Annotated in this window: 20 protein-coding genes and 1 pseudogene; 11 read left to right on the top strand and 10 right to left on the bottom strand. The window is 73.5% G+C overall.

Annotation, left to right across the window (positions count from 1 at the left end):
• The first annotated feature begins 56 nt into the window (after positions 1–56).
• The 3 genes from ACQPZW_RS28490 to ACQPZW_RS28480 all read left to right on the top strand — a co-directional run bounded on the left by ACQPZW_RS28490 (position 57) and on the right by ACQPZW_RS28480 (position 1,787).
• Entirely contained in the window at positions 57–314 is a 258-nt protein-coding gene (locus tag ACQPZW_RS28490) for a cellulose binding domain-containing protein (RefSeq protein ID WP_433797644.1), read from the top strand.
• Positions 315–435: 121 nt separating this feature from the next.
• Positions 436–765, top strand: coding sequence for an ArsR/SmtB family transcription factor (locus tag ACQPZW_RS28485; RefSeq protein ID WP_433789098.1), 330 nt, complete (start codon positions 436–438; stop codon positions 763–765).
• A 20-nt stretch (positions 766–785) separates the two neighbouring features.
• The gene (locus ACQPZW_RS28480; protein ID WP_433789097.1) at positions 786–1,787 is read left to right on the top strand and encodes an LLM class flavin-dependent oxidoreductase; all 1,002 of its coding nucleotides are present in this window, start codon (positions 786–788) and stop codon (positions 1,785–1,787) included.
• A 3-nt stretch (positions 1,788–1,790) separates the two neighbouring features.
• Here ACQPZW_RS28480 and ACQPZW_RS28475 read toward each other — a convergent pair whose 3' ends face one another.
• Positions 1,791–2,237 (bottom strand): lysostaphin resistance A-like protein, encoded by a 447-nt coding sequence (locus ACQPZW_RS28475; RefSeq protein ID WP_433789096.1) that lies wholly within the window; start codon positions 2,235–2,237, stop codon positions 1,791–1,793.
• 8 nt (positions 2,238–2,245) lie between these two features.
• Positions 2,246–2,554, bottom strand: coding sequence for a hypothetical protein (locus ACQPZW_RS28470; protein ID WP_433789095.1), 309 nt, complete (start codon positions 2,552–2,554; stop codon positions 2,246–2,248).
• Positions 2,555–2,633: 79 nt separating this feature from the next.
• Between ACQPZW_RS28470 and ACQPZW_RS28465 the strand changes: the two genes are divergently transcribed.
• Positions 2,634–3,371, top strand: a complete 738-nt coding sequence (locus tag ACQPZW_RS28465) for an HAD-IA family hydrolase (RefSeq protein ID WP_433789094.1) — start codon at positions 2,634–2,636, stop codon at positions 3,369–3,371.
• On the opposite strand, the gene ACQPZW_RS28460 is transcribed toward ACQPZW_RS28465, so the two are convergent.
• Positions 3,352–3,951, bottom strand: coding sequence for a TetR/AcrR family transcriptional regulator (locus tag ACQPZW_RS28460; RefSeq protein ID WP_433789093.1), 600 nt, complete (start codon positions 3,949–3,951; stop codon positions 3,352–3,354). The two genes, ACQPZW_RS28465 and ACQPZW_RS28460, sit on opposite strands and share 20 nt — an antisense overlap.
• A gap of 45 nt (positions 3,952–3,996) precedes the next feature.
• Between ACQPZW_RS28460 and ACQPZW_RS28455 the strand changes: the two genes are divergently transcribed.
• The 3 genes from ACQPZW_RS28455 to ACQPZW_RS28445 all read left to right on the top strand — a co-directional run bounded on the left by ACQPZW_RS28455 (position 3,997) and on the right by ACQPZW_RS28445 (position 6,918).
• Positions 3,997–5,133 carry an FAD-dependent oxidoreductase gene (locus ACQPZW_RS28455; RefSeq protein WP_433789092.1) on the top strand — a complete coding sequence of 379 codons (1,137 nt, stop codon included), beginning with the start codon at positions 3,997–3,999 and terminating at the stop codon, positions 5,131–5,133.
• A 91-nt stretch (positions 5,134–5,224) separates the two neighbouring features.
• Positions 5,225–6,166 (top strand): permease, encoded by a 942-nt coding sequence (locus ACQPZW_RS28450; RefSeq protein WP_433797643.1) that lies wholly within the window; start codon positions 5,225–5,227, stop codon positions 6,164–6,166.
• The gene (locus ACQPZW_RS28445) at positions 6,163–6,918 is read left to right on the top strand and encodes a TIGR03943 family putative permease subunit (RefSeq protein ID WP_433789091.1); all 756 of its coding nucleotides are present in this window, start codon (positions 6,163–6,165) and stop codon (positions 6,916–6,918) included. The genes ACQPZW_RS28450 and ACQPZW_RS28445 overlap by 4 nt, the downstream gene beginning before the upstream one ends.
• Positions 6,919–6,936: 18 nt before the next feature.
• On the opposite strand, the gene ACQPZW_RS28440 is transcribed toward ACQPZW_RS28445, so the two are convergent.
• From ACQPZW_RS28440 to ACQPZW_RS28425, 4 genes are read right to left on the bottom strand one after another with little or no spacing between them, the layout of a single operon-like run.
• A complete protein-coding gene (locus ACQPZW_RS28440; RefSeq protein ID WP_433789090.1) occupies positions 6,937–8,007 on the bottom strand; it encodes a hypothetical protein in 1,071 nt (356 codons plus the stop codon).
• A gap of 33 nt (positions 8,008–8,040) precedes the next feature.
• Positions 8,041–8,748 (bottom strand): MerR family transcriptional regulator, encoded by a 708-nt coding sequence (locus ACQPZW_RS28435; protein ID WP_433789089.1) that lies wholly within the window; start codon positions 8,746–8,748, stop codon positions 8,041–8,043.
• 33 nt (positions 8,749–8,781) lie between these two features.
• Positions 8,782–10,002 (bottom strand): SWIM zinc finger family protein, encoded by a 1,221-nt coding sequence (locus ACQPZW_RS28430; protein ID WP_433789088.1) that lies wholly within the window; start codon positions 10,000–10,002, stop codon positions 8,782–8,784.
• Positions 9,999–12,401, bottom strand: coding sequence for a DUF6493 family protein (locus ACQPZW_RS28425; RefSeq protein WP_433789087.1), 2,403 nt, complete (start codon positions 12,399–12,401; stop codon positions 9,999–10,001). Before ACQPZW_RS28425 ends, ACQPZW_RS28430 begins: the two co-directional genes overlap by 4 nt.
• A gap of 215 nt (positions 12,402–12,616) precedes the next feature.
• Here ACQPZW_RS28425 and ACQPZW_RS28420 point away from each other — a divergent pair, with 215 nt between their 5' ends.
• Genes ACQPZW_RS28420 through ACQPZW_RS28410 form a run of 3 tightly spaced genes read left to right on the top strand, consistent with a single transcriptional unit; the run spans position 12,617 to position 14,365 of the window.
• Entirely contained in the window at positions 12,617–13,480 is an 864-nt protein-coding gene (locus ACQPZW_RS28420) for an FAD binding domain-containing protein (protein WP_433789086.1), read from the top strand.
• A complete protein-coding gene (locus ACQPZW_RS28415; protein WP_433789085.1) occupies positions 13,471–13,695 on the top strand; it encodes a 2Fe-2S iron-sulfur cluster-binding protein in 225 nt (74 codons plus the stop codon). The genes ACQPZW_RS28420 and ACQPZW_RS28415 overlap by 10 nt, the downstream gene beginning before the upstream one ends.
• 28 nt (positions 13,696–13,723) lie before the next feature.
• A complete protein-coding gene (locus ACQPZW_RS28410; RefSeq protein ID WP_433789084.1) occupies positions 13,724–14,365 on the top strand; it encodes an SGNH/GDSL hydrolase family protein in 642 nt (213 codons plus the stop codon).
• Here ACQPZW_RS28410 and ACQPZW_RS28405 read toward each other — a convergent pair.
• On the bottom strand, positions 14,307–15,764 hold the full coding sequence (locus ACQPZW_RS28405) for a cryptochrome/photolyase family protein (protein ID WP_433789083.1): 1,458 nt from the start codon (positions 15,762–15,764) through the stop codon (positions 14,307–14,309). The two genes, ACQPZW_RS28410 and ACQPZW_RS28405, sit on opposite strands and share 59 nt — an antisense overlap.
• A gap of 66 nt (positions 15,765–15,830) precedes the next feature.
• Between ACQPZW_RS28405 and ACQPZW_RS28400 the strand changes: the two genes are divergently transcribed.
• On the top strand, positions 15,831–16,355 hold the full coding sequence (locus ACQPZW_RS28400) for an N-acetyltransferase family protein (RefSeq protein ID WP_433789082.1): 525 nt from the start codon (positions 15,831–15,833) through the stop codon (positions 16,353–16,355).
• On the opposite strand, the gene ACQPZW_RS28395 is transcribed toward ACQPZW_RS28400, so the two are convergent.
• On the bottom strand, positions 16,356–17,327 hold the full coding sequence (locus ACQPZW_RS28395; protein WP_433789081.1) for a hypothetical protein: 972 nt from the start codon (positions 17,325–17,327) through the stop codon (positions 16,356–16,358). It lies immediately after the preceding gene.
• A gap of 308 nt (positions 17,328–17,635) precedes the next feature.
• Positions 17,636–18,766, bottom strand: a pseudogene (locus ACQPZW_RS28390) (OmpL47-type beta-barrel domain-containing protein); the annotation flags it as partial.
• Positions 18,767–18,867 lie beyond the last annotated feature (101 nt).

The raw sequence follows: 18,867 nt of genomic DNA, 5'->3' as shown, positions 1-18,867 counted from the left end.
ATCACGGTGACCAACGTCGGTGACGTGACCATCCGGGCTGGACCTTCCGGTTCCCGCTGGAGAGCACCGCGACGGTCGCCGAGTTCTACAACGCGAACCTGGTGGCCCCGAACACGGTCGTCGTCACCACGGCCAAGGACTGGAACGCGATCGTCGACCCGGGCCGCAGCATCTCGCTGGGCTTCCGCGCCGTCGGCACACCGGGCACCGACCCGGCCTGGTTCACCGTCGACGACCTGCAGTGCGACCGGGCCGGCTTCGTCAGCGCCGTGGGGAAGCGCCCGGCGGGCCAGGCGCCGTCGGACCGCGGGTAGATCCCGGTCTCACGGTGGGTCGCGCCGTCGAGAGACGGCCGTGGGAGGCAACCGGCGGTGAGTCTCGTCATGGTGGGTGGCAGGATCGACGCTGGGTGACGTAATTTCGTTAATAAGCGAAATGCCGAAGGACGGTGTGCCGGAGAAGGAAGGGTGTGCCGGGATGTTGGAGGAGTGCAAGGCGCTGTCGAACGAGACACGCCTGGCGATCCTGGAGTGGCTGAGGGACCCGGCCGCGCACTTCCCCGGGACCGAGAGTGACGACGCCGGAGTCTGCGTGGGGCTGATCCAGCGCCGGGCCGGCTGCTCCGTCTCCACGATCTCCGCACATCTGGCGATCCTCCAGCGGGCCGGGTTCCTGCGGGCGACCCGGCGCGGGCAGTGGATCCACTACCGCCGCGACGAGGACCGTATCCGCGCCTTCACCGCACGCCTGCACCGCGACCTGTGACCTCGGAAGGCGACACGATCATGCCCACCGCACTCTCCCTGCTCGACCTGGCGCCGATCTCACCCGGCCAGACCGCCCGCGACAGCTTCGAGGCCAGCATCGCGCTGGCCCGGACCGCCGAGCGTGCCGGCTACCAGCGGGTCTGGTATGCCGAGCACCACAACATGTCGGTGATCGCCTCGTCGGCGACCAGCGTGGTGATCGGTCACGTCGCCGCGCACACCGAGTCGATCCGGCTCGGCGCGGGCGGCATCATGCTGCCCAACCACTCGCCGCTGGTCATCGCCGAGCAGTTCGGCACCCTGGAGACGCTCTTCCCGGGCCGCATCGACCTCGGCCTCGGCCGCGCGCCCGGCAGTGACCAGGTCACCATGCGGGCGCTGCGCCGCGACCACCTCTCGGCCGACACCTTCCCGCAGGACGTCGTGGAGCTGCAGGGCTACCTGGCCGGCCGGTCCGTGGTGCCGGGCGTGCAGGCGGTGCCCCGCGCCGAGCAGCCGGTCCCGCTCTACATCCTCGGATCGTCGCTGTTCGGGGCACAGCTCGCCGCCCGGCTCGGCCTGCCGTATGCGTTCGCCTCGCACTTCGCCCCCGACGCACTGCACCAGGCGGTCCGCGTCTACCGGGAGACGTTCACCCCGTCCGAGCAGCTCGCCGAGCCGTACGTGATCGCCGGGGTGAACGTCGTCGCGGCCGAGACACACGACGAGGCCGTCGCCCAGATGACCGCCGCCTACCGGGCACGGACCAGGGCGTTCATCTCCCGCGGAGCGGGTGGAGGCAACTTCACCGACGCCGAGATCGACGCGTTCCTGGCCTCGCCGGGTGGGCAGAACCTGGCGTCGATGACCCGCTACACGGCCGTCGGCACGCCCGGCGAGGTGCGTGACTACCTCGCCGAGTTCGCCGCGACCGCCAAGGCCGACGAGCTGATCACCGCCCACCACGCGCAGTCGCTGCCGGACCGTCTGCGCTCGGTGGAGCTGACCGGCGCGGTGATGGCGGCCCCGGCCGCCGCCTGATCGTCACACCAGGTTCAGGGCGAGGGCCACGGTTCCGGCCGTGGCCATCAGCAGGGTCGTGCCGGCGTGCATGCCGATCGACAGCCGCAGGTCCCGCTTGCGCCAGACCAGCCACACCGCGGGGAACATGAAGATCACCTTGGAGACGACGGTCCACGGCGCCCAGAAGTGGTAGATCGAGAACAGGACGGTGTTGAGCACCGGGGCGCCCGCTCGCAGGTGGGCGATCCGGGGCAGCAGGAAACCACGGAAGTAGAGCTCCTCGATGAGCGGCAGGGCGAAGCCGGTCAACGGCAGGCAGATCAGCATGGTGGTGACCAGCAGCGAGTGGGCGTACCCGTCGAGGTAGGTGGTGGCGCTGCCGCCCGCGCCCTCGAAGGGGACCCAGGTGAAGAACGTGTCGAACATGAGGTCGTCCAGCGGGGTCAGCGCCAGCGACACCACCGTCATCCAGACGATCAGACCGGCGACGGCGGCGACGAGCTTCCCCGGGGAATCGGCCGGTCCAGATAGGCCAGCACGCCGCGCAGCGAGATCCGGCCGTTGCGCTGGACGCCGAGCCACAGCAGGCCGACCAGGATCGGCGCCAGCACCAGGACCAGGGCGATCGCCCAGGCCAGGAAGATCGGGTAGCCGATCGCCGTGACCAGGGGCGCGGCGAGGAGTTGGTAGGCGGCGACGATCAGGACGCCGGGCACGAGGTGCAGCGTGATGGACAGCGGTACGGAATGACGGTCGGCGAGCAGCAGCCCGGCAAGACGATTCATACCGTCGAGGATCGGCGGGCCCGCAGACACGGCCCTGTCACGGCGCTGACACCGGCCTGACTCTGCCTAGAGTGCGGGTATGACGATCGCCCTCACCGCGTTCAAGGCGCTCAGCTTCGACTGCTACGGCACGCTGATCGACTGGGAGGCCGGCATCGCGGCCGTCCTGGAGCCTTGGGCGCGGGAGCGGGGACTCGACGTCACCGGTGAGCGGCTGCTGTCGGTGTACTCCGAGCACGAGGCGGCGGTGGAACGCGAGACGCCGTTCCGGCTCTATCCCGAGGTGCTCGCCGAGGCGTTCCGGCGTACCGGCGCCGCTCTCGGCCGTCCGGTCGGCGACGCGTGGGCGGACCGCCTGGGCCGCTCCGTGCCGGACTGGCCGGCCTTCCCGGACTCGGCGGAGGCCCTGGCCCGCCTCGCGGAGCGCTACCGTCTGATCATCGTCTCGAACGTGCACCGCGACGGTTTCGCCGGCAGCAACCAGCGGCTGCGCGGCGACTTCGCGGCGATCATCACGGCCGAGGACGTCGGCGGTTACAAGCCCGGTGACCGGCACTTCCGCGCCCTCGACACGGCGCTGCCCGGTCTCGGCGTGGACCGCGGGCAGCTGCTGCACGTCGCGCAGAGCCTGTTCCACGACCACGTGCCGGCCAAGCGGGAGGGCCTGCCCTCGGTGTGGATCAACCGGCGTCACGACCGGCCCGGCTGGGGCGCCACCCCGGAGCCGGGTGAGGAGTTCACCTACGACCTGGAGTTCGCGTCGATGGCCGCCTTCGCCGACGCCGTCGAGGAGGCGTTCACGGCCGGGGCGCGGTGAAGGCCTGGAGCAGGACGGTCACGGCGGCGGTGAGATCGGCGCGGTTCTCCGCCGTGCCGGGCGGCGGCGCGCTGCGGGCGCCCGCTCCGGCCACCCGGTCGAACAGCAGGCCGTCGATGCAGGCGACCAGGTGGTCCCCGGCCCGGCCCGGATCGGGGGCCCCGGCCGCGGCCAGCATCGCCCGGGCCTGTGCGCGAGAGGCGTCACCGTACGCCAGGATCGTCCGCAGCTCCGGATGGTGCGTCGCCTCCAGCAGGCACGCGTAGCGGGCCAGTGTGCGGGCGCGCCCGCTGCTCATCCACCGGTCGAGCACCGCGGCGATGCCGGCGGCCGCGGCGCGTGTGTCGCCGAAGTCGATCGGTGACGGCTCGCCGCCCTCCAGATCGGCCTGGTCCAGGTCGGCGAGGCGGCGCACGACCGCTTCGATCAGGGCCTTGCGGGTGCGGAAGTACGCCGAGGTGGTGCCCTGTGCCAGCCCGGCCCGGGTGTCCACCGCCCGATGGGTCAGGCCGCGCATGCCGAGCTCGGCGACGAGGTCGATGGCCGCGTCGGTCAGCACGACGAAACGGTCGGAGGGCACCGACGTATTATGGTACTTCTACATCTGTAGAAAGTGGTGAGGGTGATGACGCGGACAGCAGTGGTGATCGGCGCCGGCATCGGCGGTCTGAGCGCGGCCATCGGGCTGCTCCGCCGCGGCTGGAGCGTGACGGTGCTCGAGAGGGCCCCGGAGTTCCGCCCGGTCGGCGCCGGCCTGGTGCTCCAGGCCAACGGCCTGCGCTGCCTCGACGCCCTGGGCGTGGGCCAGGCGGTCCGCGACCACGGCCGCCCCGACGTCTCCGGCGGCACCCGGCGCGCCGACGGCCGGTGGCTGGCGCGCATCCCCGCCGGTGAGCTGGAGCGCACGCTCGGCACCCCGGCGCTCGGCGTGCACCGTGCCACCCTGCACGACCTGCTGCTCGGCGCCCTGCCCGACGGCGTCGTGCGGACCGGCGCCCGCGTCACCGCCGTCACCGCCGACGGCGAGGTCACCTACGACGGCCCGGCCGGACCGCAGCGGATCAGCGCCGGCCTCGTCGTCGGCGCGGACGGCATCCACAGCGTCGTGCGCCGCACGCTGTGGCCGCACGCCGCCGCCCCGGCCCCGATCGGCGTGCGGGCGTGGCGTGGCGTGACCCCGCCGTGGACCGGCGATCTGGTCGTGGCGATCAGCTGGGACCCCGGCGCCGAGTTCGGCATCGTCCCGTTGACCGACGGCCGGGTCTACTGGTTCGCCGCCGTCAACGCCGCGCCCACCGATCCCGACGACGGGGTGCCCGACCGTTTCCGCCGCTGGCACGACCCGATCCCGGCGCTCCTCGCCGCCACCGGCACCGTCCTGCGCGACGACCTCGCCTGCCTCGACGAGCCGCTGGCCACCTATGTCCACGGACGGGTGGTGCTGCTCGGTGACGCCGCCCACGCGATGACCCCGAACCTCGGCCAGGGCGCGAACCAGGCCCTCGAGGACGCCGTCGTGCTCGCCGCCGTCGCCGATGCGCCCGACGGTCTGGCCGCCTACGACGCCCGGCGCCGTCCCCGCAGCCAGCAGGTCGCGCGGGCGTCCCGGGCGATCGGCCGCTTCGGTCAGCAGCTCGAGCACCCCCTCGCGGTCGCCGCCCGCAACACCGCCATGCGGCTCACCCCGCCGCGGCTGGCGCTGCGCACGATGGCCCGATACGCCGGCTGGCGGCCACCGGCCCCTCCCTCGGGTAGGTTGTGACGCTGGTCGAGGGGAGCAACAGGTGACCGCAACCGAGAACGCGGCAGCCCGTACCGGACAGGACGGGAGACCCGAGCCGGAGTCCTGGCGGATCGGGTCGCTGGAGATGCTGGCCGTCGTGCTGGTGCTCCTGCTGCTGGTCCGCAACCGGCTCGCCGGATGGCTGTCCGGCCCGGGGCTGCAGACGTGGACGACGGTGTTCGTGTCGGTGATGGTGCAGGCCGTCCCGTTCCTGGTGTTCGGCGTGGTGCTGTCCGCGGTGATCGCCGTGTTCGTGCCGCGCAGCTTCTGGGCGCGTGCCCTGCCCCGCCATCCCGCTCTGGCCGTGCCCGCCGCCGGGATGGCCGGTGTCGTCCTGCCCGGCTGCGAGTGCGGCAGCGTCCCGATCGCCGGCTCACTGATCCGCCGCGGCGTCACCCCGGCCGCCGCGCTGGCGTTCCTGCTGGCCGCCCCGGCGATCAACCCGATCGTGCTGACCGCCACCGTGATCGCGTTCCCCGGCCAGCCGCAGATGGCGGTCGCCCGGGGCGTGGCCAGCCTGGTCGTGGCGGTCGCGATGGGCTGGCTGTGGCTGCGCCTCGGCAAGACCGAGTGGATCAAGCTGCCACACCGCCCCGACCTCGACGACACCTCCAAGGCGCGGGCGTTCTGGGCGGCCTGCCGGCACGACGTCATGCACGCGGGCGGCTTCCTCGTCCTGGGCGCGGCGGCGGCGGCCACCATCAACGTCGTCGTCCCCGGCGCCTGGCTGCAGAGACTCGCCGACGACCCGATCGTGTCGATCCTGGTGCTGGCGACTCTCGCCGTACTCCTCTCGATCTGCAGTGAGGCCGACGCGTTCGTCGCCGCCTCGCTGACCCAGTTCTCGCTGACGTCGCGCCTGGTCTTCCTGGTCGTCGGGCCGATGGTCGACCTCAAACTGATCTCCATGCAGGCCGGTGTCTTCGGCCGCCGGTTCATGGTCCGGTTCGCGCCGACCACCTTCGTCGCCGCGATCCTGGTCGGCAGCGCCTTCGGGGCGGTCCTGCTGTGAGCCGCATCACCCAGGCGGTGGTGATGCTGCTGTTCGGCGGCGCGATCATCAAGTCCACCCTCACCGACACGTTCCTGCGCTACGTCAAGGAGGGCCTCCGCCCCTTCCTGATCGCCGCGGGCCTGCTGCTGGTCACCGCCGCGATCATGACCATGTGGTACGACCTGCGCGCGGCCCGCAGACATGAGGCGCCCACCGGTCCCGCTGATCACGACCACGACGCCGGGCACGGTGACGACGACGGGCACGGGCACGGGCACCACGAGCCCCGGGTCGGCTGGCTGATGCTGGCGCCCGTGATGGCCCTGCTGCTGCTCTCGCCACCGGCGCTCGGCTCGTTCGCGGCCGGCCAGTCCGGCAGCGTCGGCCCGGCCGCCGCATCGGACTACCCGCCGCTCCCGGCCGGCGACCCGGTCGAGGTGGGCATGCTCGACTACGCGGGCCGGGCGGTCTTCGACGGCGGTCGCAGTCTCTCCGGCCGCAACGTGAAGCTGACCGGCTTCATCACCCCCGGCCCGGACGGCAAGCCGATGCTCGCCCGCATGGTGCTGGCCTGCTGCGCCGCCGACGGCCGCCCCATCAAGATCGGCCTGGCCGGCGCCCCGATCGACGCGCCCCCGGACGCCTGGGTCGACGTCGTCGGCGTCTACAGCCCCGAGATCGGCACCGACCCGGTCAACCAGGCGAAGATCGCCTACCTCGACGTCCGCTCGTGGCAGGAGATCGACGAGCCCAAGCAGCCCTACACCTGACGGGCCGCCGCCCCGCCGTCAGATGGTGCGCAGATCCAGCGCGTTGCGGACGTACGAGTTGCGGTCACCGGTCGACCACCACAGCACGCCGCCGCGGTAGGAGATGTCGGCGGCGTCCGGGCTGACCAGCACCGTGCTGCGGTCGGTGAGGTCGTGGACGAGCAGCTCCTGATTGCCGCTCAGCTCCGACTGCGGCCCGACCCGCCCCATCACCTCGAACCGGTCCAGCACCACCACGTCGCTGATCACCGTGCCGACCTGCCCCTCGGCGACCGTACGGCGGGCCGACCCGTCCGGGTGGGACAGCTCGATCCGGGTGTCGCCCTCCTCGTTGATCGACACGATCTCGCACCACGCCGGGCTGCACGCGGTGACCGAGCGCCGCCCCGTCGGCACGGCCACGCTCTGCCCGGTGCTCAGATTGCGCAGGGTGCTCGCCCCGGTGGCCGCGGTCTGCCCGTCGACCGCCCACGGCCACGCCGACAGACCCCAGTCACCGGCCTCCCGCTGCACCTTCACCGCCCCGCCGGTCACGGCCACCGACCGGAACTCCGTGCCGTCCCCGTCGGCCGCCGCCCACCGCACGATGCCGTCGACGATGGTCAGGTCGTACTCCGAGTCATACAACCGCAGCTCACCCACATCGTCGGTGAGCTGCCGGGCCGTCGTCCTCGCCGTGCGGTCGCCGGTCCACAGCTGCGGCTCGCCCTTGACCGTCTCCACCCACACGAGGGTGTCGCCGGAGCTGGTCAGCGCCGTGAACGGGCTCCGGTCGGCCGACGGCACCCGCCGCAACCGCCGCACCGTCCCGTCCGCCTCGACGACGACCAGGCTCAGGAACCGGTTGTCCGGCGTCCGTGCCGTTCCGGCGGAGGTGCGCGCGTCGAGGAACAGCCCCGGCGTGTACAGGCTGCCGTCCGGAAGATGCGACGCCACGCTGCCCCGCTGCGCCTGCGGCCAGGCCGCCCCCACCGACAGCGGCTGCGGGGTCCCCGATCGAGCGGGCGCGCCGAACAGCAGGGCCGCCCCCGCGACCAGCGTCACGGCGAGAGCGACCAGCGTACGCATCAGTTGGCCACGCTCAGGCATCCGGCGATGGTAGCTCGCGTCCCGCCCGGCCGGTCAGCCCTGTGTGAGGTCGATGATGTTGCCGTCCGGATCACGGACGGCGGACGTCCGGGGTTTCCACGCGTAGTCGGCCGGCGGCGCGACGACGGCCCCGCCCGCTTCGACGGCCCGGTGGTGTGCCGCCTCCAGATCGGCGACGAGCAGCCCGAACCGTACGCCGCCGTGAGCCGCTTCCGGGCCGTGCTCGTCGAGCGTGATCAGGAAGAACCGGTCGCTGCGGTAGGTGCCGAACTGCAACGACGAGATCGACTCGTTGAAGACGACGTCGAAGGCGGCCGTGTAGAACGCGGCCGCCTTCGGCACGTCGGCGACCGGCACGCGGATCTGCACGGGACGGACATCCTGCGGTACGGGCACGGCGGTTCCCCTCTCGATGAGCTCGTCGACGGCGGCGATCCGCTGCGACACCTCTCGCAGTTGCGCGACCAGCCGCTCCCGGTGGGAGTCCAGCGCCGGCCGCACGTGCTCCGCCGGCCGCCCCACCACGGCACGGACCTCGTCGACCGGCACACCCATGGCACGAAGCCCACAGACCAGCCGGGCCCCGTCGATCTGGTCCCGCCGGTACCGCCGGTACCCGGTCCCCGGGTCGACCCGGGCGGGCCGGATCAGCCCGATCTCGTCGTAGTGGCGCAGCGCGGGAATGGTCAGCCCGGTCGCCGAGGCGAACGCGCCGATGTTGAGCAGATCATCACCGTTCACCCCCACAGCTTCGGCCCTCAGGTCACCGGAGAGTCAACCGGCGGAGGACGCCCGTCCTCGGACGAGGCGGGCCGCGAGGATGTGTTTGCAGGGGCCACGGTCCAGGCCGTGGGTGGCGAACCAGGCGCACGTGCACCGCTCGCCGGCCGGGGCCCGGCGGACCGTGTAGGCGGTGCCGCCGCTCTCGACGACCGTGTGATCCGGGCCGGGCCGTACCGCGCCCGCCTCGGCCAGCGCCCGGGCGTCCCGCAGCCGGGGCTGGTCGGCGTAGGCCACGCGGGCGTCCAGCGGCAGCTCCCGCTCGAACGGCGTGCCGTCGGCCAGGTCGAAGCCGCCGCTGCCGGCGGGCCCCTCGTGGAGCGAGCCGTCCTCGCCGGCGGAGACGTCGAGCAGGCCGCCCTCGCCGGAGAAGCCACGGCTCACCGCCGGGCTGAGCAGCACGGTCAGCCGGGCCGTCGGCATCTCCAGCAGCCAGGCGCTGCCGGTGCCGAGGCCGAACGTCCGGACCGCGGTGGCGTGCCGCAGCAGCGGCTCCACCACGCGCAGCCGGTCCAGCCCGGCCACCGCGACACTCCCCGGCGCCGGGGCGGTCGCCAGCCGGGGACCGCCGGGAGCGGGGACGACATGCAACACCGCTCCGGGCCGGGGGCCGCGTGACCGGCTCTGCAGGAGGCGGCGCAGGTGAGCGGGCGCGTGGACGGCGGCCGGCCGCATCGCACGGGCGATCACGCCCAGTTCGGCCAGGCTGCGCACCCAACGATCCGGCAACGGGACCCGGCGTTCGACCGCTTCGCCGTCCAGCGTGCGCACGCGGACCCCGTCCTCGCCGACGGCCAGGTGCATCGGGTCGGCGCCGGACACCCCGGCGAGCGTGCTGCGCATCGTGTCGTTGAAGTCGACGTTCGTGGCCCCGCGCGCCCGCGGCGCCCGGTCCAGGCCGTCCGGCAGCACGTCCAGCCGGGCGTACACCCCGCAGTCGGCGGAGAGACTCTCGAACCGCAGCAACATGCCGTCGCTGGTCACGATCGGGTCGGCGGCACGCAGGATCGCGGCGAGCATGCCCGGCGGCGTGTAGAACCGGGTCCGCGCCACCCGGGCCACGGCCAGCAGGCCGGCGGCGACGACCGGTGGCCGTTCGATCAGGCCCTCGAAGAAGTACGGGTGGTCGACCGGCCCACCCGACGTGGCCAGCCGCAGGCCACCACCGTCGAGGACCGACGGGTGACGGTAGCGGTACAGCTGCTCGACGGTCACGACACCCCCAGCGCCAGCAGCTCACGGGCGGTCCGCGCGGCCTTCGACGACCCGGCGAACCCGAGCAGCCACGGACGAAGACCCTCCGGCGGTACGGCCGACACCCGTACACACTCCTCCAACAACGCCACGACCAGCGCGTGCAGACCCGGGTGATCGCGGGAGAGTTGCGGCAGCAGCGCGCCGAGGACGGCGATCACCGTGTGCGGCTGCCCGGTGTTGCGCAGCGCCGCCGCCCACCGGGTCGCCGTGGCGTGCCCGGCCAGTAGCGCCATCGCGCCGGCCATCACCTCGGCGGGGATCCGCCCCGGCACCAGGGCCGTGAGCACCTCCGCGGCCCGGATGCGGCAGGCCGCGTCCTGGGCGGTGAGCGCCGCGGCCACCACCGCCGCGGCCATCGGCCCCAGCCGGCCCGGGTGGGCGGCCACCGCCTCGACCCGGTCCAGGGTGCGGCCGTCGTTCTCGGCGTACGCCGACCACATCGCCCAGCGGATCTCCGGCGCGATCAGCGTCTCGGCGTCGTGCGGCCAGATCTGCGCCTGCCATCGGACCAGGTCACTGCCCTGGTCGCGCGGGTCGGGCACGGTCGGCTGGTCCTTGCCGACGTCGGACGGCCGGTCGACGTCGATGTGCGGCTCCCAGGTGAGGAAGGTGCGCCACCCCTTCTCCACCTCGTAGCGGTGCGACGTCGAGGTCAGGCGCAGGGTCAGCCCGGCGGCGTGGCCCCGGCCGGCACCGGTGAGCCCGGCCGCGATCAGGTGCGGGTCGTCGTCGAGCGGGGCACGGGTACGGGCCGCGGCCACCCAGATCGCATGGTCGCCGATCGCGGCCGGGTCGCCGCCCAGGGCGTACCGGACGGCTGCTCCCACGTCGCCGGGCAGCGCGTGGGCGGCACGCAGCGCGGTGTCACGCCCGTCGGGATGCAGCCGGAGCAGGGCGGCGATCAGGTCGTGGCGCAGCGGCCCGGTGGTGCCGGACAGCCGGTGGACGAGCTCCGCCGGGTCCAGCCAGCCCCGCGGGTCGGTCGGTGTGGCGAGCAGGGACACCGGGCCGGTACGGGTGTGGATCTCGTGGATCCGTGCGGCCAGGAAACCGGCGTGGTGCAGGTGCGGCCGTTCGCCCAGCAGCAGCGCGGCGACCACGTGCCGCAGGTCGCCGGTGCGCTCGAACGCGCGCCGGGCGGGTCTGCGCAGCTCCGCGGCACCCCGGCCGGCGGCGACCTCGGCCAGGAACTGCTCGATCTCCCACGGATCGGTCTCCCCGGCCAGCAGGGCGGCGGCGCGTTCTCCGGCCGTACGCCCGCCAGGTTGTCGGGGTGTCGGCGCCGCCGGCGATGTCGTGTCGTCGCCCGGGAGACCGTGCGGGCCCTCTGCCTCGCGGGTCTGCCCGGGCGGCGCCGAGTCGCCGGCCGGGCCGGTCCGCACCGGGGCTGCGGTCAGGCCGAACCACGCCGAGGCCTGCTGGGCCACCGACGGTTCGAGCAGGTCGAGGCGGTCGGCGACGAGGTCACCGGCGCCCAGATCGCGCAGCAGGGTGAGCGCGGCCCTCTGCACGTCGCGGTGCCGGTGCTCGAGCGCGATCGCGGCCACCTGCGCGGCCCGCTCCGGATGTCGTCGGGCGGCGGCGGTGACCAGGCGCAGGAGGGTCAGCGGCGTGTTCTTCGCCGGCACCACCAGCGCGGGCGGGCACGCGTCGAGGAGCGCCTGCTCGTCGAGGCCGATCGTGGCCAGATGCCGGGTGGCGAATGCGGCCGTCGGCGCGACCGTTGCGGAGAGCAGCCGCAGCAGCCGGTGCTGAGCGGCCGCGACCTCCTCGCCGGTCGGTGCCAGCGAGTCGAACAACTGCGAGAAGAACCCGGCCCGGTAGGCGCTGAAGTCCCGGCCCAGCGCGGCCAGGCAGCTGCTCAGCACCCGATCGCGGGGCAGGGTCCCGTCGGCGACCAGGACCCGGAACGCGTCGGCCCACCCACAGCCCGGCCGGCTGTACTTGTCGACGTTGGTGAGACTGACCTCGCCGCCGCCCTCGACCTCGAACACCCGCCACAGCAATGTGTCGCGCAGTTCGCCGTCGGAGCGGAGGGCGTCGAGCCGGTGGGCGGCGTCGGTGCGGTCCCCGAGCGCGGACACCATCGCCAGGACGTACGCGTCGTCGTGCTCCGGGGTGACGACCTTTGCCCGGTCCAGCGCCCGGACCGCCCGGAACAGCGGCCGTTGCGGCCACGAGGTGGCCAGCCAGCCGATCACACGCTGGACGCCCTGCCGGAACCACTCCGGAACCGGCTGCTCCGGCGCCCGGACCGGCTCGTCGAGGCGGCTCAGCTCGTCGGCGAACCGCCAGCCCACCCGGTCCGCGGCGGGAACGTCGGCGAGCGCAGCGACGATCTCGTCGACAGTGGCCATCACCGGATTCTGCCCGATGCCCCGCCCACCCGGGCGCCGGCCTCCCCGGACACGCCGCGCTGAGGGGGCGGCGTGTCCGGTCGGACATCGGTATCCTGCCGCCGGGCTCACGGAGTGTCACGTCCAGGGAAAACCGGCCTCTTTGGAGGTTCGAGGTTTACCGCGGGGCACGCCGGTCGATACACCCCTGCACCGATCCGGGAGGAGCGACGCCGATGAAGTCTGCGGCCGTGGAGTACATCGCCGCGCGGAGTGTCGACGAGGTGCTGGCCGCGCTGGCCGACGGGGAGACGTCGGTGCTGGCCGGCGGGCAGAGCCTCGTCCCGGTGGTGACGCAGCCGGGCGCGCCGCCGTGCCGGCTGGTCGACATCAACCGGGTCAGCGGGCTCGACACGCTCGCCGAGTCGGGCGGCCATCTGCGGGTGGGGCCTCTCGTGCGGCATCGCGTCTTCGAGTCGGGCACGGTCGGCGGCCCGCTCGGCGACCTGCTGCGCCTGGTGGTAGGCCACATCGGGCACCCGCCGATCCGGGCCCGCGGGACGATGCTCGGCAGTCTCGCCTACGCCCATCCGGCCGCCGAGTGGCCTGCCGTGGCGGTGACCGTCGGCGCGCGACTGGTGCTGCAGGGGCCGGAGGGGCGACGCACGGTGCCGGCCGTCGACTTCTTCACCGCCCCGTTCACCACCGCCCGCCGCCCCGACGAGCTGCTGGTCGAGGCCCACCTGCCGACCCTGCCCGACGGCACCGGCATCGGATACGCCGAGGACCGGCGCTCTTCGATCTACCCCCAGGCGGCGGCCATGGCCGCGATCACCGTGACCGGCGGCGTGGTCAGCGCGGCCGCGGTCTGCCTGGTCAATTCCGGACCCCATCCGGTACGCGCCGTCGCCGCCGAGAACGCCCTGCTCGGGACCACTCTCTCGGACCCCGCGATCGCCGCGGCCGCCGGGATCGCCGCCGAGCAGGACACCCGGCGGCTCGACGACGACGCGAGCCGCCCCGGCCACAGGCGCGCGTATCAGGTACTGGCCCGGCGGGCGCTCCGCCACGCGCGGCAGGGAGCCGGCCGGTGCGGGTGAGGCTTGTCGTCGACGGCGCCCGGCATGACCTCGATGTGGAGCCCGGCCGGACCCTCGCGGAGGTGCTGTCCGCCGAGTGTGGAGTCGCCGGATGTCGCGTGGCCTGTACGGACGGGACCTGCGGCGCCTGCGCGGTGGTGGTGGACGGCGACCCGGTCCGCTCCTGTCTGATGCTGGCCGTGCAGGCCTCCGGGACGTGGGTGCGGGGAATGTAGACCGGCGCGGACGGCGTTGAAACCCGCTGTGACACTTGCCTTCGCCGTCCTCGGGGACTCCATCGCGTACGGGCAGGGCGCCGCACGGCCGGCCGACACCCTCGGCGCCCGGCTGACCGCGGTCCTGACCCGCGACGGGCACGCCGTCGACCTGCGCGTGCACGCCGTGCCCGGTGCCGACAGCCGCGGTCTGGCCGCCCAGGTCGCCCGTGCCGTCGTCCGGGCGCCCGATCTGGCCCTGATCGTCATCGGGGCGAACGACCTCACCCACCTGGTTCCGCCGCGGCAGGCCGGGACGCTGCTCGGCGACGCCGTCCGGCGCCTGCGCGAGGCCGGGGCGGAGGTCGTGCTGGCGCCGGCGCCGGACCTCAGCGTCGTGCCGTGGGTGCCGCCGCAGATGCGGATGCTCGTCAGCACCGGCAGCCGGGCACTGCGGCAGGAGCAGACCCGGGCGGCGGCCGCGGCCGGCGCGAGGATCGCCGACATCGACGCCGTCACGTCTTCCGCGTTCGCCGCCGACCCCGCGCTGTTCAGCGCCGACCGGTTCCATCCGTCCAGCGCCGGTTACGCGGTCATCGCCGACGCGCTCGCCCCCACGGTCCGTGACACGGTCACGGGGCGCGGGAGCCGCGGGCCCTCTCCTGCTCGACCAGGGCGTCCAGGTCGGTGAGCCGGCCCAGCCCGCGCAACGGCTGGGCCATCCGGTGGTTGCCGGCCAGCTCGCGTTCGTGGCGGGCCAGGAAACTCCAGTACCCGGCGGTGTACGGGCACGCGTCCGGCCCCGACCGCACCTTCGGGTCGTAACGGCAGCCCCGGCAGTAGTCGCTCATCCGGTTCACGTAGGCGCCCCCGGCCGCATACGGTTTGCTGCTCATCCGGCCGCCGTCGGCGTACTGGCTCATCCCGACGACGTTCGCGGTCATCACCCACTCGTAGCCGTCGACGAAGCAGCGGTGGAACCAGTCGGCCACCGCCCCGGGCCGCCAGCCGCGCTGCATCGCGTAGTTGCCGAGCACCATGAGTCGCGGGATGTGGTGCACCCAGCCACGATCACGAACCCCGGCGAGCACGTCGGACAGGCAGCGCGCCCCGACCGCGCCGGCGTTCAGCTCGGCGAACCACTTCGGCAGCTCCTTGCGGGCGTGCAGCTCGTTGGCGGCCCGGTAGTCCGGCTCGAAATACCAGTACAGGTGCCAGACGAAGTCACGCCAGCCGAGGATCTGCCGGATGAACCCCTCCACCCCGGCCAGCGGCGCCGCCCCGGACCGGTAGGCGTGCTCGGCCTCCTCGATCACCTCCACCGGGTCGAGCAGGCCGAGGTTGATCGCCGGGCTGAGCAGGCTGTGCGCCATCCACGGATCGTCGGCGAGCATCGCGTCCTCGTAGGGGCCGAACTCCGGCAGCCGGTGCTCGACGAAGTGCCGCAGCCGGGCCAGCGCCTCCTGCCGGGTCGCCGGGAACAGGCGGGGGCCGTCCGCGCCGACGAACTCGATGCCGTCGTCGTGCTGCCAGCGGTCCAGCTCCGCGCGTACCTCCTGGTCGATGTCGTCCTCGATGATCGGCGGCGGCGCCGGCACGCCGAGCGTCCGGGCGCGGCGCGGTGGGGGTTGCCGGTTGTCGGTGTCCAGGTTCCAGCGGCCGCCGGCCGGCTCGCCACCGTCCATCAGCACGCCGTGCAGCCGCCGGGCGTGCCGGTAGAAGTCCTCCAGCCGCAGGTGGTCGCGGCCGTCGGCCCACGCCGTGAAATCCGCCGGCGCGGTGACGAAACCGCGCGGCGGCAGCATCTCGACGCCCGGCAGACGCCGGACCAGGCCGCGGGCGGCACGCGAGGTGGGATGGCAGACGGTCAACGGCTCGTCGATCACCTCGGCGTACGTCTCCGCGCGCACCAGCCGCACGTCGCCGTCCCGCGCGCGGTGCCGTAGGGCGGAGAGCACGAGGTGCGCCTTCTGCCGGTGGAAGGCCCGCCGCCGGAAGACGGCTTTCGACTCGATCAGTAGAGCCGGCTGCCCGGGGTCGTCGAGGAAGTGTGGCCCGAGCTGGTCCGCGAACAGCCATCGCCTCCGCATGCCGCCCACGTTACGCCGCTGGGATATCCGGTTGTCCGGATTGCGCCGGTGCGGCAGCCTGCACGCATGATCGCGACCCGGGTGCTCACCACGGACGACTGGAAGACCTGGCGGGAGCTGCGGCTCGGCGCGCTCACCGAGGCCGCCTACGCCTTCGGCTCGCAGCTGGCGGACTGGCAGGGCGACGGCGACCGGGAGGAGCGCTGGCGTGACCGGCTGGCGATCCCGGGCTCGTACAACGTGGTGGCGACCCTCGACGGGCAGGCGGTGGCGATGGCCAGTGGGGTGCCGGCCGGCGAGGACGGGGCCGTCGAGCTGATCTCGATGTACGTCGCACCGGCCGGGCGTGGCCGTGGTGTCGGGGACCTGCTGGTGGCGGCGGTGGAGCGGTGGGCCCGGGAATGTGGCGCCCACACACTGCGCCTGGCCGTCGCCGAGGGCAACGACCACGCGGTCGCGCTGTACCGGCGGGCCGGGTTCCGCGAGACCGGCGAACCCGGCGATCTGATGCCCGACGGGCTGCGCCGTGAGCAGATCATGGCCAAGGCCCTGGGGCCGGACGCCGACGCGGCGCCCGGCCCGCGGGACTGACTACAGGTCGGCCTTGCCCGCGGCCGCGGCCTCGGTCTCGGCTGCCGTCCGCCGCTGCTCGGCACGGCGGTCGCCGGCCTCCTCGCGGTCCGCGGCGGTGAGCGCGGCCCGCCGCTGTGCCGACGCCGTGCCGGCGGGCGCCTGCTCGCCGATGACGCCGCCGCGGATGCGGTTGTTGGTCGCGATCTTGGCGACCGGGGTGTTGCCGGTCACGGTGAGCGCGCCGTCGATGATGGTGTCGTCGACGGTGACGCCGCCGGTGGTGCTGGTGATGCTGACGTCGCGCCCGAAGAAGCCGCCGGACGCGCAGCTGTCGAGGCCGCCGTTCGGGCCGAGCTGCACCCCGCCGAGGTTGCCGGAGAAGGTGGACCGGCCGCGGACGGAGCCGCCGCAGACCACGGTGCCGGTGGAGCTGTTCAGCACGGACAGCACCCCGTCGACGAACGAGTCGTGCACGTCGGTGTAGTGGGTGTTGTTGGTGCTGAGCCCGCCGGACACCTCGCTGCCCCGGTCGAGGCGCACCTCGCCGGCCTGGGCGTTGACCGAGCCGGTGATCGTGGTGGCCTCGGCGAACAGGAAGCCGTCGATGGTGGCGGTGCCCTTGGGGCGTACCGTCACCGATCCGGTCGAGGCGTCCTTGAGGTAGAGGCCGTAGCCGCCGGCGGCGAGGATCACCGATCCGGCGACCGTGCTGCCGGAGGCGTCCAGGTAGCCGTCGGCGGCGACCCTGATCTCGCCGTCGACGCGGCCGCCGTCGATGACCAGGTTGGCGCCGGCGGCGACGCTGACGTTCCCGGTGATGATCGTGCCGGCCAGGTCGCAGGACTCCCCGGCCGGGACGAGCAGATCATTGGGTACGGTGACCGCCCCGCCCGTGCCGATGCAGTGCGTGACGAGAGCGGCTCCGGCCGGAACGCCGGTGAGCGCGGTGGTGAGGATGACGGCGCTGAAGGTGGCGGCGATGAGCCTCATGCGTGTACTCCCTTGTCCGATGCCGCCGCGGCGCGGACGATGGTCCCCGCCTGCCGCTGGGTGAGCTTGCCCGCCGTGACCAGCGTGGTCGTGACGGCTTCCACGTGCCGCACGAAGGCGGCGTGGGTGGGATAGACCGCCCGCTCGGCGATCAGGTCGTTGATGGTGCAGCCGTTGCCGGTGTCGGTGTTGCGCACCCGGGTGTCGAAGCCGTCGATGACGACGGTGTCGCGGGTGTCGGAGTCGGGGCAGGCGTCGCTGCCCCGGTCGGCGACGGTGAAGGCGGCCGACTTCTCCGCCGCGGTGTTCCCGGCGTTGTCCGCCGCCCGGTAGCGGACGGTGTGCGCGCCGATCGCCGTGACGGCCACGGGCACGGTGTACGCCGTCCACGCCCCGTCGTCGAGCCGGTACTCGACCGTCCTCACCCCGGACCCGGCGTCGGCCGCCGTGACGGTGACGGTCGCCGTGCCCAGGTAGTCGCCGTTGCCGGCCCGCTCACCGCTCACCGTGGCGGTGACCGTCGGCGCGGTGGTGTCCTCGACCGGCGGCGCGACGATCGTGAAGTGCGCCATCTGCTCGGCCGACGTGTTGCCGGCGTTGTCGGTGGCCCGGTAGTGCAGCATGTGCGCCCCGACCGTGCTCACCACGACCGGCGAGCCGTAGGGGTTCCACGCGCCGCCGTCCAGCTGGTACTCGATGCGGGCCACCCCGGAGCCGCCGGTGTCGGTGGCGGTGAGCGTGGTGGTGGCCGTGCCGAGGTAGTTGCCGGCGGTGTCACGGTTGCCGGTGACCTGCCCGGACACCACCGGTGCGGTGGTGTCCTGCGGCTGGCCCGAGACCACCCGGAACGCCGTCGACCCGGCCGCCGACGTGTTGCCCGCGTTGTCGGTGGCCCGGAACTGCACCGCGTGGTCGCCGACGGCGGTGACCGCGACCGGGGCCGAGTACGGTGTCCAGCTGGTGTCGTCGACCTGGTACTCGACCGTGCGTACCCCCGAGCCGGTGTCGGTGGCGGTGACCGTCACGGTGGCCGAGCCGACGTAGGCGCCCTGGTTGTCGCGGTTGCCGGTGACGGCGGCGGTGACCGTGGGAGCCGTGGTGTCCGGGTCCGGGTTGCCGGACGTGACGGTCAGCTCGCCGACCATCGTGCTGTGCCCGGGGATGGTGCAGAAGTACCGGTACTTGCCGGGGGTGAGGGTTACGGTCGCCTGGTGACGGCCGTTGTTGACGTCGAACGGGCTGGCCAGGACGTTGAGGGTGACGTCGTGGTTGTAGCCCTCTGTGCTGGTGTCGAAGGTCAGCGTGTGCGGCATCCCGGTGGTGTTGCCGGTGGCCGCGCTGTTCTCGAAGACGATGGTGGTCGCCCCGGCCACCGCGGTGGCCGGTGTGGACTTGTACCGGGTGATGTCGTCGTCGGCGGTCCAGGTCAGGGTCTGTGCGGCGGCCGCTGGTGGGGTCGCCCCGGCGAGCAGGGCCAGCAGCATGACGATCACTGCCGCCCCGGCCCGCCGGAGAACGATCGAAAAGGACATGGGACCTT

The organism is Actinoplanes sp. CA-252034, from assembly GCF_050956125.1.
Lineage (GTDB): Bacteria > Actinomycetota > Actinomycetes > Mycobacteriales > Micromonosporaceae > Actinoplanes.
The sequence above is the reverse complement of the archived record's forward strand: the minus strand, read 5'-3'. Positions and strand labels throughout refer to the sequence as shown.

Excerpts from the sequence above, each read along its gene's own strand:
- ACQPZW_RS28405 (WP_433789083.1), bottom strand. The coding sequence starts at position 15,764 with ATGCGGAGGCGATGGCTGTTCGCGGACCAGCTCGGGCCACACTTCCTC.
- ACQPZW_RS28485 (WP_433789098.1), top strand. The coding sequence starts at position 436 with ATGCCGAAGGACGGTGTGCCGGAGAAGGAAGGGTGTGCCGGGATGTTG.
- ACQPZW_RS28395 (WP_433789081.1), bottom strand. The coding sequence starts at position 17,327 with ATGAGGCTCATCGCCGCCACCTTCAGCGCCGTCATCCTCACCACCGCG.
- ACQPZW_RS28400 (WP_433789082.1), top strand. The coding sequence starts at position 15,831 with ATGATCGCGACCCGGGTGCTCACCACGGACGACTGGAAGACCTGGCGG.
- ACQPZW_RS28420 (WP_433789086.1), top strand. The coding sequence starts at position 12,617 with ATGAAGTCTGCGGCCGTGGAGTACATCGCCGCGCGGAGTGTCGACGAG.
- ACQPZW_RS28440 (WP_433789090.1), bottom strand. The coding sequence starts at position 8,007 with ATGCCTGAGCGTGGCCAACTGATGCGTACGCTGGTCGCTCTCGCCGTG.
- ACQPZW_RS28475 (WP_433789096.1), bottom strand. The coding sequence starts at position 2,237 with ATGACGGTGGTGTCGCTGGCGCTGACCCCGCTGGACGACCTCATGTTC.
- ACQPZW_RS28480 (WP_433789097.1), top strand. The coding sequence starts at position 786 with ATGCCCACCGCACTCTCCCTGCTCGACCTGGCGCCGATCTCACCCGGC.
- ACQPZW_RS28425 (WP_433789087.1), bottom strand. The coding sequence starts at position 12,401 with ATGGCCACTGTCGACGAGATCGTCGCTGCGCTCGCCGACGTTCCCGCC.
- ACQPZW_RS28470 (WP_433789095.1), bottom strand. The coding sequence starts at position 2,554 with ATGAATCGTCTTGCCGGGCTGCTGCTCGCCGACCGTCATTCCGTACCG.
- ACQPZW_RS28455 (WP_433789092.1), top strand. The coding sequence starts at position 3,997 with ATGACGCGGACAGCAGTGGTGATCGGCGCCGGCATCGGCGGTCTGAGC.
- ACQPZW_RS28465 (WP_433789094.1), top strand. The coding sequence starts at position 2,634 with ATGACGATCGCCCTCACCGCGTTCAAGGCGCTCAGCTTCGACTGCTAC.